We start from the raw sequence: 11128 nt of genomic DNA on the forward strand, positions 1-11128 counted from the left end.
TGGTTAAACTGGTTCGATAGTTGCGCCAATCATTGCAAGGGTTCTATTGAAATTGCAATAGTTCTACTGAGTTGCAACCGCACGAATGTTAAAAAACGATCTGAGATCGTATCTTTCGAAGATAAGCTTGCCACACTATCGAAACAAAAACGCTCAGGCAAGCCAAATGGCGAACCTGAGCGTATTTTTTTGTGACAAAATGTCAGTGGCGCAGCGTTTTACCTCAAGAACAGATATCAGAGCTCAAACTTAATCTGTTTTGCTTAAAAAGCCATCAAGTTCAATCCGCTGCATCCTCACCTTTACGCTTTCGCGTTGGCAATATTCACTTTCCAAATTGCTGGGCCAGTTTCATGGGCGTTCACACCATGCGAATCCACAGCCACAGTCACTGGCATATCTTGCACATCAAACTCGTAAATCGCTTCCATGCCCAAATCAGCAAAGGCCACGACGCGAGAATGTTTAATCGCTTTAGACACTAAATACGCAGCGCCGCCAACGGCCATCAGATATACCGCTTTGTGTTTTTTGATTGATTCAACTGTCGCAGGGCCGCGCTCAGCTTTACCTATCATGCCCATCAAGCCAGTTTTCTCTAACATTAAGTCAGTGAATTTATCCATACGGGTTGCTGTGGTTGGGCCCGCAGGACCGACAACTTCAGCACCTACAGGATCAACTGGGCCAACGTAGTAAATAAACTTACCGGTAAAGTCCACGCCTTCTGGCAGACCTTCACCGCTTTCAATCAGGCTTTGAATGCGCTTATGGGCAGCATCGCGACCGGTGAGCATTTTACCGCTCAGCAGAATGGTTTCACCGCTCTGCCACTGCTCAATATCCGCTTGAGTCACAGTATCTAAGTTAACGCGGCGCACATCATCACCCACTTCACGGGTGATTTCTGGCCAATCGGCCAATGATGGTGGCGTTAATTCCGCAGGACCTGAGCCATCTAAATGGAAATGTACGTGGCGTGTAGCAGCGCAGTTCGGGATCATCACCACTGGCTTTGACGCCGCATGGGTGGGCGCCGATTTGATTTTAACGTCTAACACTGTGGTTAACCCGCCAAGACCTTGTGCACCTATGCCTAAGCTATTCGCGCGCTCAAAAATGTCTAAACGCAGCTTTTCTTCGGTCGTTTGCGCGCCACGGGCCATCAACTCATGGATATCCACGCTTTCCATCAGCGCTTCTTTGGCTAATACGGCCGCTTTTTCTGCTGTGCCGCCAATGCCTATACCCAGCATTCCCGGTGGACACCAGCCCGCGCCCATGGTCGGTAGCGTTTTTTCTACCCATGCAGCGATATCGTCAGATGGGTTTAACATCACCATCTTAGCTTTGTTTTCACTGCCGCCGCCTTTAGCAGCAATCGCCACTTCGATGTGGTTGCCAGGCACCATGTCGATATGCACCACAGATGGGGTGTTATCTTTGGTATTTTTACGGCTGCCCGCAGGATCTGACACTATTGATGCGCGCAGTGGGTTATCAGGATTGGTATAGGCACGACGAACACCTTCGTCGACCATTTCCTGGATCGTCATATCGGTTTTGTCCCATTGGACACCCATACCCACTTTCACGAAAGTGGTCACAATCCCAGTGTCTTGACACAGAGGACGCTTACCTTCGGCCGACATGCGCGAGTTAATTAAGATCTGGGCAATCGCATCCTTCGCCGCCGCACTTTGTTCACGCTCATAAGCTTGGCTCATGGCATCAACAAAATCCTTTGGGTGGTAATAAGAAATGTATTGCAAAGCATCCGCCACACTTTCAATAAAGTCGGCTTGTTTAATCACAGAAGTTTCAGACATTTTATGGTGAGATGACATAGTAGGAGCGCTCCAGCAGCCTTTGCGGCCTAACTTGTTTTTGTTTAATTCTTTCTGGGCCAATATGATACTCTTTCACATCTTTTTGGGCTACATCACATTTTGAATAGGGTTAATCGATGGCAATTAGGGCGTCAAAACAGCTTGCATCACGCCAACTTGACTGGACATTAAGTACCGCAGCACTGTTCGAACACTTTGCAAATGACACTTGGGCAATTCTGTTAGATTCGGCGAACGCGCCGCATCAAGACGCCAGATTCGACATCATTTGCGCCAATCCTATCGCAACGTTAGTGACTCAGGGCGAGCGTAGCGATATAAAGCTCATCGATACGAGCTTGAGCTTACCCGAGGCAATAGACCCAAACCGTGATCCCTTCGAGTTACTCAACACTTTATTAACCCATTGGTATTCAAAATCTTTTGATTGTGATTTGCCCTTTAGTGGTGGCGCAATGGGCAGTTTTAGCTACGATTTAGGCCGCAGAATTGAATCCCTGCCGATAACGGCCAAGCAAGATATACAACTGCCAGAGATGAACATCGGTTTTTACGACTGGGCGTTAGTTTTTGATTACCAAGCCCAGTGTTGGCATTTACTGCATTATTTAGGTGAAGCAGCACTCGACATTGAGTTGAATAGAATTCAAGATAAAATCACCCAAAAGCCAAATTCTGCCACATTTGTGCTTACTAGCCCATGGACAGCACAGATAGACAAAGCTCAATACACGGCCAAATTTGCAGCAGTTCAAGCCTATTTACACAGCGGTGATTGCTATCAAATAAATTTAACCCAAAGATTCGAAGCCCATTATCAAGGCGATGAGTGGTCGGCCTATAGCCAACTGCGCAATGCCAATAAAGCGCCCTTCTCGGCCTTTATGCGTCTGCCGCAACATGCGATTTTATCGATTTCACCCGAGCGCTTTATTCAGCTTCGCGGTGACGATATTCAAACCAAACCCATCAAAGGCACACTGCCGCGTCATACCGATCCCGCACTGGATGTCAAAGCCGCCAATACACTGGCAAACTCACCAAAGGATCGCGCCGAAAATGTCATGATTGTCGATTTACTGCGTAATGATATCGGCAAAGTGGCGGCAGCAGGCTCAGTACGTGTACCGCATCTATTTGAGATTGAAAGTTTTCCTGCGGTGCATCATTTAGTCAGTACGGTGACGGCCAAGCTTGATAGCCGATTCACAGCGAGTGATTTGCTGCGCGCGGCGTTTCCCGGCGGCTCAATTACCGGCGCACCGAAAATTCGTGCCATGGAAATTATCGAAGAGCTCGAACCTTCACGGCGCAGCCTTTATTGTGGTTCTATGGGTTATATCAGCCAAGACGGCCAAATGGATACCAGTATCACCATTCGCACTATTGTGGCCGAACAGGGCAAACTCTATTGCTGGGCGGGTGGAGGCATAGTGGCGGATTCAGAAGTGGATGCCGAGTACCAAGAAACCTTTGATAAGATCAGCCGTATTTTACCTTTGCTTGGCGCAGCGTCACAAAAGCCGTAAGCTTTAATACTAAACAGTCACGAGAACGTCGATGGATCAAGCGGAATTTAGACTCAGATTTAATCTGCACCCGTTAGCGCGGCAAGATCCGGCGGCCTTCCCACACCTTGGACTGCGCAAAGCCGCGGTGTTGATCCCACTGCTGGAGATTAACGGTGAGCTGAATCTAATTTTGACCCAAAGACCTATGCATCTGCGCGCCCATCCGGGGCAGATCAGTTTCCCAGGCGGTAAAATTGAGCCCTATGATATTGATGCGATTGCGGCCGCGTTAAGGGAAGCAGAAGAGGAAATTGGACTCTCAAGGCATAACGTCGACGTGGTGGGCACGTTTCCAGCCCACAATACCTTCACAGGGTTTGAAATCACCCCTGTGATTGGCATTATCAAGCAGGCATTTGATTTAAAACTCGATCCCGGTGAGGTAGCCGATTGCTTTACCGTGCCATTAAGCTTTTTTATTGAACCGAATAATCGCCACCAAAAACGCTTTTTACGCCAAGGGCGCTATTACAGCGTGCATTTTATTCCCTATCAACAACGGTTTATCTGGGGTGCGACTGCCGCCATTATCGACCATCTGTGCCGCCAGTTAAGCATTCCTGCCGATATCCTCTGACTTCACTTGCCATTGCTAAACCGTTAAAAAAGCCAAACCGTTAAAAAAGCCAAACTGTTAAATTATCCAAACAATGGCTAGCTTAAACCACCAAATGGATATACAAACCGGCGACAATAGAAGTTAACAGCAACATGGGAATATTAAACCAATAACCCATACGACTGTGGTGGGCGACATAATAGTTAAACGCTAAACTGACCAAACTAATACCGCCACAAACCCAAATCAAATACTGCAATAGTTGGGTTTCATGTGGGTCCCAATGGACTCTAAATGTCGCGCCACGGGTTAAATAGGCCCCAACTTCACGGTCTGGCCTTGCATCACTAAACACTAATAGCGCATAGACGGCTATTGCCCAGCCTAAAATGGATAAGGTCGCAAGGATAATTTGAAATATTCTAGTCTTGCTCATACCGCCTCCCGCCGTTTAACTCACTATATCGCTCAATATCGATATTATTAACCTCAGGATACCTTTTTCAGCTTGAGAAAAGCCACCAGCAAGGTAATATAAACCTCCAAAATTTTCATATAAAACGTTTCGTTGGAGAATTAAGCAACAATGAGCATTGCATCTGTCGCATCTGTATTTAAAGGTGAGCACGCCGTCGGTTCTAAAGTCACAGTGCGTGGCTGGGTCAGAACCCGTCGTGACTCTAAAGCCGGCATCTCTTTTTTAGCTGTTTACGACGGCTCTTGCTTTAATCCTATCCAAGGTGTCGTGCCCAATAGCTTAGATAATTACGACAACGAAGTGTTAAAGCTGACTGCGGGTTGTTCTGTTGTGATGACTGGCGACGTGGTGGAATCTCCTGGTGCAGGTCAAGCATTTGAACTGCAAGTGACTGAACTTGAAGTCGCTGGCTGGGTTGATGATCCAGACACTTACCCAATGGCCGCTAAGCGTCACTCAATTGAACATTTACGCGAATTAGCGCACTTACGCCCACGCACTAACATTATTGGTGCCGTTGCCCGCGTACGTAACTGTTTATCCCAAGCGATTCACCGCTTCTACCACGAAGAAGGCTTTATTTGGGTATCGACTCCACTTATCACAGCATCAGATTGCGAAGGCGCCGGTGAGATGTTCCGCGTATCGACCTTAGATATGGAAAACCTGCCGCGTACTGAAGCAGGTAAAGTCGATTACGATAAAGATTTCTTCGGTAAAGAAGCTTTCCTGACCGTATCGGGCCAGTTGAATGCTGAAACCTACGCCTGTGCACTGTCAAAAGTATATACCTTTGGCCCGACTTTCCGTGCTGAAAACTCAAACACTAGCCGCCACTTAGCGGAATTCTGGATGGTTGAGCCTGAAGTCGCCTTCGCTAACTTAAACGACATCGCAGGCCTTGCCGAAGCTATGTTGAAATACGCATTCAATGCAGTCTTGACTGAGCGTATGGACGATTTAACTTTCTTCGCCCAGCACGTTGATAAGACTGTGATCGACCGTCTGCAATCTTTCGTTTCAAGCGATTTTGCTCAAGTGAATTACACGGATGCGGTTGAAATTCTGCAAAACTGTGGCAGAACCTTCGAGTTCCCTGTGTCTTGGGGTATCGATTTATCTTCTGAGCATGAGCGTTACTTAGCCGAAGAACACTTCAAAGCCCCTGTGGTAGTGAAGAACTATCCGAAAGATATCAAAGCCTTCTACATGCGCTTAAACGATGACGGTAAAACCGTTGCCGCGATGGACGTGTTAGCCCCAGGTATTGGTGAGATCATCGGTGGCTCTCAACGTGAAGAGCGTTTAGACGTGCTAGATATGCGTCTAGCCGAAATGGATCTGAACCAAGAAGATTACTGGTGGTACCGTGATATGCGCCGTTATGGCACAGTGCCACATGCAGGTTTTGGTCTAGGGTTTGAGCGTTTAGTATCTTACGTGACGGGCGTGAACAACATTCGTGATGTTATCCCTTTCCCACGTGCACCGCGCACTGCGAACTTCTAATCTCCCTTAACTTGGGACTGCATAGCTAAGACATCTCTATTAAGCCTTAGCAAAACGAAAGGAGCTGAATATTCAGCTCCTTTTTTGTTCGCCCGTTTTAGTCACATCATGCGGCTAAACAACCATTAATCCGCCAGACTCAACGCCTGCGCAATATATTCCGCGACTCGCTTGGCAGCAATATCATCGATTGACACCAACTTAATATGGCGACGAAATTTGCCACTGCCTTCGAGAACCTTGTGTGGATCGCTAAGATTCGTGCCTAAGCTAAACTCCAATGAAACATGCTGTTTATAGGCAAACACACCACCAAAACTGGCTTTGGTGCTAAAGAGTATACCGCCGTACTTAACGGCTTCAGTAATGGCCCGCGACGATGTGGTAGCGGCGGTTTTGACCTCCTGTCGCACCCCCTGCACTATTTCAAACAGACTCGGGCTGGTACATAAAATATCTTCTAACAGTTTTTCAAGTTGCGGCTGATCTTCCATCATGATCTCTTTACCTCTCATACAAGTAAGACTATCCCAGCCCGATTGTAGCGCGCTAATCGGACTGAATAACACCCTATTGAAGCATCCCCAAGAAATTGAATAGTGACGTGCAAATAAAAAGGCCAAGCGTGGAGTACGCTTGGCCTTTTGCTGGAGTTGTCCAACTTAGCAAGGCTAAGTCACACGGATAAACACTGCGCCCTAGATTAAAACCCCTTCACACCGGCCATGTCAGGGAGATGATGAGCAATCCCCTTGTGGCAGTCGATACAGGTCTTTTCGCCGCTTGCCAGTGACGTTGAGTGCATCTGCGCCGCTCTGGGTGATTGGCGAGTAAAGTCCATGTAAGTGAAGTTATGGCAGTTACGACACTCGAGCGAATCATTGGCCTTTAACCTTGCCCACTCATGTTCTGCCAGTTCACGACGCTTATCTTCAAACTTCTCACGGGTATTAATCGTCCCAAAAACCTTACCCCACACTTCCTTAGATGCCTGCATCTTACGGGCAATTTTATCGGTCCAGTTATGCGGTACGTGGCAATCAGGACACGTCGCCCGCACGCCACTGCGGTTAGTGAAATGAATCGTCGTCTGTAGCTCTTGATAGACGTTATTTTCCATCTCATGGCAACCAATACAGAAAGCTTCTTGGTTGGTCACTTCTAGGGCAGTGTTAAACCCGCCCCAGAAAATCACGCCAGCCACAAAACCACCTAAGGTCAAAAAACCTAAACTGTAATGCACACTCGGACGATTGAGTACCTGCCAGATTTTTTTCAGTTTATCTAACATGCTAACTCCTAGTGTTTTTTCTGCTCAGTGTTGGCTTTGATCAGATGTTCCATATCCACAAAGTCGTTTTCGACCAGTAACTTGGCATCTAACTGCGGCACATGACACTGAGTGCAGAAATAGCGGCGCGGCGATAACTCGGCTAAGAAGTTATTGTCCCTGTCCATAAAATGCGTGACGCTGACCATAGGCGCTTGCGAATCACCAATGCGGTTACGAGCATGGCAAGCCATACACTTGTTCACTTTAAGATCAAGCTGATAGCCGTCGATCTTGTGTGGGATCACCGGTGGTTGCATGGGATAACTGCGCACTTCCTTCACATCGGTATTACGCACACTTTGCATCGCAGGTGGCGTAGGCTCGACATTGATAGGCGCTTGGCGCAGGGTATCAATTTTATCTTCGGGAATACTGGCGGCAGACACACTTGTCATGATGAATGAGCCAAATACCAATAAACCGATCGCTGAGACTAATTTTAGGGTTTTCATCGTGTTCTCCTTAAACCTTGACGATCTTCACCGCACACTTTTTAAAGTCAGTTTGTTTTGACAAGGGATCTGTCGCATCTAAAGTGACTTTATTAATGAGCTGGCTAGCATCAAACCAAGGCACGAACACTAAACCCACGGGTGGTTTATTGCGGCCACGGGTTTCGACTCGGGTCTTAATTTCACCGCGACGGGACACTACGCGAATTTCATCGCCACGGCGCAGACCGCGTTTCTTCGCATCTTCAGGGTGCATAAAACATACGGCATCGGGGAAGGCACGATATAACTCAGGCACACGTTGGGTCATAGAACCCGAATGCCAGTGTTCCAACACTCGACCCGTCGACAACCAGATATCATATTCTTCATCGGGCGCTTCTGCGGCAGGTTCATAGGGCAGCGCGAAAATCACCGCACGACCATCGGGATGACCGTAGAACTCAAAGCCCTTACCTGCTTTAACATAAGGATCTGTGCCTTCACGGAAGCGCCACTTGGTTTCTTTACCATCGACCACAGGCCAACGCAGACCATGAGCCTCATGGTAAACATCAAATGGGGCGAGATCGTGGCCATGGCCGCGGCCAAAGGTCGCATATTCCTCGAATAAGCCTTTTTGGATATAGAAGCCAAAGTGTTTAGCCTCATCGTTCAAATACTTAGGATCGGCATCCGCAAGTGGGAACTTATCAACATTACCGTTCTGATACAGGACTTCGAATAGGGTTTTCCCTTTGAACTCAGGGTTCGCCGCTAATACATCCTTAGGCCAGACTTCATCTGTGGTGAAACGCTTCGCAAACTCCATCAATTGCCACAGATCCGAATGGGACTCACCCGGTGCCTGCACCATTTGATGCCAAAACTGAGTACGGCGCTCGGCGTTACCATAGGCGCCCTCTTTTTCCACCCACATAGCGGTGGGCAAAATCAAATCGGCCGCTTGAGTCGTAACCGTCGGATAGGCATCGGACACCACGATAAAGTTGGCAGGGTTACGGTAACCCGGTAAACCTTCTTCATTGATGTTTGGGCCCGCCTGCATATTGTTGTTCACTTGCACCCAGTAACAATTCAAGTCGCCATCTTTTAGACGACGGTTTTGCTCGACGGCGTGATAACCGGGTTTAGGTGGAATAATGCCGCTTGGGATCTTCCAAATATCTTCGGCATGCTTTCTGTGCTCAGGATTGGTCACGACCATATCGGCGGGTAAACGGTGGGAAAACGTCCCCACTTCACGGGCCGTGCCACAGGCTGATGGTTGACCCGTCAAAGAGAATGGACTGTTACCTGGGGTTGAAATTTTACCCATCAAGAGATGAATATTATAAATCAGGTTGTTACACCACACACCTCGGGTATGTTGGTTAAAACCCATGGTCCAAAATGAGGTCACTTTGATGTCGGGATCGGCATACAGCTTGGCCAGCGCAATCAGTTTATCCTCGGGCACGCCCGACAACTTACTGACTTTTTCGACGCTATAATCCGCCACGAAGGCTTTAAAGGTCTCAAAATCAATTGGGGTTGAATCCCCCGCCGTTTTAACATTTTTCGCTTTTTTCTCAAGGGGATGTGTCGGACGTAAACCATAACCAATATCTGTTGTGCCCTGACGGAAGTTAACGTGTTTCTTCACGAAGTCCCAGTTCACTTTATCATTCTGAATGATGTAGTTAGCTATGTAGTTCAAAATGGCTAAATCGGTTTGCGGGGTGAACACGATCGGCAAGTCAGCCAAATCGAAGGATCTGTGTTCAAAAGTCGACAACACGGCCACTTTTACATGGCTGGCACTGAGACGTCTGTCTGTCACTCGACTCCAGAGGATCGGGTGCATCTCCGCCATATTCGAGCCCCAAAGAACAAAGGCATCGGCGGCTTCCATATCGTCATAGCAACCCATAGGTTCGTCGATACCGAAGGTGCGCATAAACCCGACCACGGCTGACGCCATGCAGTGACGCGCATTCGGATCGATATTATTCGATCCAAAACCCGCTTTCATCAACTTAACGGCAGCATAACCTTCCCACACAGTCCATTGGCCCGAGCCAAACATGCCCACAGCAGTTGGCCCTTTGGCTTTAATGGTTTCTTTCCATTTTTGCGCCATGATGTCGAAGGCACTGTCCCAACTGATGGGCGAAAACTCACCGTGCTTGTCGTATTTGCCATCTGTCATCCGCAGCATAGGCGTGGTTAAGCGATCGCTGCCATACATGATTTTCGACAGGAAATAGCCCTTGATACAGTTGAGCCCACGGTTCACTTCACTATTGGCATCGCCATGGGTCGCAACCACTTTGCCGTCGCGAGTTGCGACAATCACGGAGCAGCCCGTGCCGCAAAAACGGCAAGGGGCTTTATTCCACTCTAATTTGGTTTGTTCTGAGCTGGTAATTAAGTTGCTTGCGCCTGCGGGCAAGGCTAAACCAGCGGCGCCTGCAGCGGCAATCACCGCATTGGCCTTAATAAAGTCACGTCTGTTCATATTCATTCTTCACCCTCTTCGAGCACTTCACTCTGGTGGTAAACCATCGTGGCTGATAACACGCCCGGAATGGCATTGATCGCTTCGATACTGTCCATCAAGGCGCGTTGCGTCTCGCCTTCGATCACGACGACCAATTTCACTTCGTTGTTGACGGAAAGTTCGGCATTTTCAATGGTCATTATCTGTTGTCTAACATCTGCCATTTTCTGCGGTAAGACCTGCACCACTAAACTGGTGATATGGAGTTCTTTGCTCATCCGACATTCCACTCTTATTTTTAACTATTTTATGATGTTACGTTTAACCAGCGCCCGGTGGACCCGTCAAAATTTGGCTGAACCAAATAGCAAAGCCCAGACCACTGACCAGTAGTACGGACAATAACGGTGCGAGAAACACGGTTAAAAAGATAAAGATTTTCAGTTCTAAGGATTTTTCTTCTGCGGTGCTAGCACTCATGCATCCTCCAAGAGGTGTGTTCCTGCCACTTTGAATGCGCTGCAAAAAATCGCCAGCGGCAGGCTTTATGTATATCTATTGCATCTTTGGATCACGAAGCGATCATACCTTTTAGTTGTTAACAAAATGTATACCTCCAAATTGGTAAAGCGGATGATGCTTGATCCAGATCATCAATTTGATGTGAGTATTCGTCAGATCTCAGTTTTTAAACGTTTTTTGCTATTACAAATTAGATTATTGAATTTATTTTATGATTAATAAGCGACTGAAATGGATAAATCACTACGAGAAAACAACAGAAAACCCGCAAAAAAAACCTGAGTATTCATAAAGGAGTAGGCAGTAGAAAGGTGTAAAAACATGCGAGATAACGACTTGATCCCAAAAGAAAGATATTCGGCATAAAAGCAT

Annotated in this window: 11 protein-coding genes; 3 read left to right on the plus strand and 8 right to left on the minus strand. The window is 47.5% G+C overall.

Going from position 1 to position 11128, the window contains the following annotated elements; genetic code table 11:
* Positions 1-302: 302 nt before the first annotated feature.
* On the minus strand, positions 303-1847 hold the full coding sequence (locus tag KO537_RS01395) for a fumarate hydratase (protein ID WP_219233691.1): 1545 nt from the start codon (positions 1845-1847) through the stop codon (positions 303-305).
* A 119-nt stretch (positions 1848-1966) separates the two neighbouring features.
* Here KO537_RS01395 and pabB point away from each other — a divergent pair, with 119 nt between their 5' ends.
* The gene (gene pabB, locus KO537_RS01400; protein WP_219233692.1) at positions 1967-3379 is read left to right on the plus strand and encodes an aminodeoxychorismate synthase component I; all 1413 of its coding nucleotides are present in this window, start codon (positions 1967-1969) and stop codon (positions 3377-3379) included.
* 31 nt (positions 3380-3410) lie between these two features.
* Positions 3411-3998, plus strand: a complete 588-nt coding sequence (locus tag KO537_RS01405; protein WP_219233693.1) for a CoA pyrophosphatase — start codon at positions 3411-3413, stop codon at positions 3996-3998.
* An 82-nt stretch (positions 3999-4080) separates the two neighbouring features.
* Here the strand turns inward: KO537_RS01405 and KO537_RS01410 are convergent, their stop codons facing one another.
* Complete coding sequence (locus tag KO537_RS01410; RefSeq protein WP_113939548.1) at positions 4081-4416, minus strand: hypothetical protein; 336 nt, start codon at positions 4414-4416, stop codon at positions 4081-4083.
* Between the two features lie 150 nt (positions 4417-4566).
* Here KO537_RS01410 and asnS point away from each other — a divergent pair, with 150 nt between their 5' ends.
* Entirely contained in the window at positions 4567-5967 is a 1401-nt protein-coding gene (gene asnS, locus KO537_RS01415; RefSeq protein ID WP_028760141.1) for an asparagine--tRNA ligase, read from the plus strand.
* 125 nt (positions 5968-6092) lie between these two features.
* Here asnS and KO537_RS01420 read toward each other — a convergent pair whose 3' ends face one another.
* The 6 genes from KO537_RS01420 to KO537_RS01445 all read right to left on the minus strand — a co-directional run bounded on the left by KO537_RS01420 (position 6093) and on the right by KO537_RS01445 (position 10714).
* Complete coding sequence (locus tag KO537_RS01420) at positions 6093-6482, minus strand: DUF1801 domain-containing protein (RefSeq protein WP_219233694.1); 390 nt, start codon at positions 6480-6482, stop codon at positions 6093-6095.
* A gap of 188 nt (positions 6483-6670) precedes the next feature.
* Positions 6671-7258 (minus strand): cytochrome c3 family protein, encoded by a 588-nt coding sequence (locus tag KO537_RS01425; RefSeq protein ID WP_028760143.1) that lies wholly within the window; start codon positions 7256-7258, stop codon positions 6671-6673.
* 8 nt (positions 7259-7266) lie between these two features.
* Positions 7267-7752, minus strand: coding sequence for a nitrate reductase cytochrome c-type subunit (locus KO537_RS01430; protein WP_105252303.1), 486 nt, complete (start codon positions 7750-7752; stop codon positions 7267-7269).
* A 10-nt stretch (positions 7753-7762) separates the two neighbouring features.
* A complete protein-coding gene (gene napA, locus KO537_RS01435; protein ID WP_219233768.1) occupies positions 7763-10252 on the minus strand; it encodes a nitrate reductase catalytic subunit NapA in 2490 nt (829 codons plus the stop codon).
* Positions 10253-10254: 2 nt separating this feature from the next.
* Positions 10255-10512 carry a chaperone NapD gene (locus tag KO537_RS01440; protein ID WP_028760146.1) on the minus strand — a complete coding sequence of 86 codons (258 nt, stop codon included), beginning with the start codon at positions 10510-10512 and terminating at the stop codon, positions 10255-10257.
* Between the two features lie 43 nt (positions 10513-10555).
* The gene (locus KO537_RS01445; protein ID WP_028760147.1) at positions 10556-10714 is read right to left on the minus strand and encodes a nitrate reductase; all 159 of its coding nucleotides are present in this window, start codon (positions 10712-10714) and stop codon (positions 10556-10558) included.
* Positions 10715-11128 lie beyond the last annotated feature (414 nt).

This window comes from Shewanella sp. NKUCC01_JLK (genome assembly GCF_019345615.1).
Lineage (GTDB): Bacteria > Pseudomonadota > Gammaproteobacteria > Enterobacterales > Shewanellaceae > Shewanella > Shewanella oncorhynchi.

Bases quoted from the DNA above. Each gene is read 5' to 3' on its own strand.
- KO537_RS01440 (WP_028760146.1), bottom strand. From the start codon at position 10,512: ATGAGCAAAGAACTCCATATCACCAGTTTAGTGGTGCAGGTCTTACCG.
- KO537_RS01395 (WP_219233691.1), bottom strand. From the start codon at position 1,847: ATGTCATCTCACCATAAAATGTCTGAAACTTCTGTGATTAAACAAGCC.
- KO537_RS01420 (WP_219233694.1), bottom strand. From the start codon at position 6,482: ATGAGAGGTAAAGAGATCATGATGGAAGATCAGCCGCAACTTGAAAAA.
- asnS (WP_028760141.1), top strand. From the start codon at position 4,567: ATGAGCATTGCATCTGTCGCATCTGTATTTAAAGGTGAGCACGCCGTC.
- KO537_RS01410 (WP_113939548.1), bottom strand. From the start codon at position 4,416: ATGAGCAAGACTAGAATATTTCAAATTATCCTTGCGACCTTATCCATT.
- napA (WP_219233768.1), bottom strand. From the start codon at position 10,252: ATGAACAGACGTGACTTTATTAAGGCCAATGCGGTGATTGCCGCTGCA.
- KO537_RS01405 (WP_219233693.1), top strand. From the start codon at position 3,411: ATGGATCAAGCGGAATTTAGACTCAGATTTAATCTGCACCCGTTAGCG.
- pabB (WP_219233692.1), top strand. From the start codon at position 1,967: ATGGCAATTAGGGCGTCAAAACAGCTTGCATCACGCCAACTTGACTGG.
- KO537_RS01430 (WP_105252303.1), bottom strand. From the start codon at position 7,752: ATGAAAACCCTAAAATTAGTCTCAGCGATCGGTTTATTGGTATTTGGC.
- KO537_RS01445 (WP_028760147.1), bottom strand. From the start codon at position 10,714: ATGAGTGCTAGCACCGCAGAAGAAAAATCCTTAGAACTGAAAATCTTT.
- KO537_RS01425 (WP_028760143.1), bottom strand. From the start codon at position 7,258: ATGTTAGATAAACTGAAAAAAATCTGGCAGGTACTCAATCGTCCGAGT.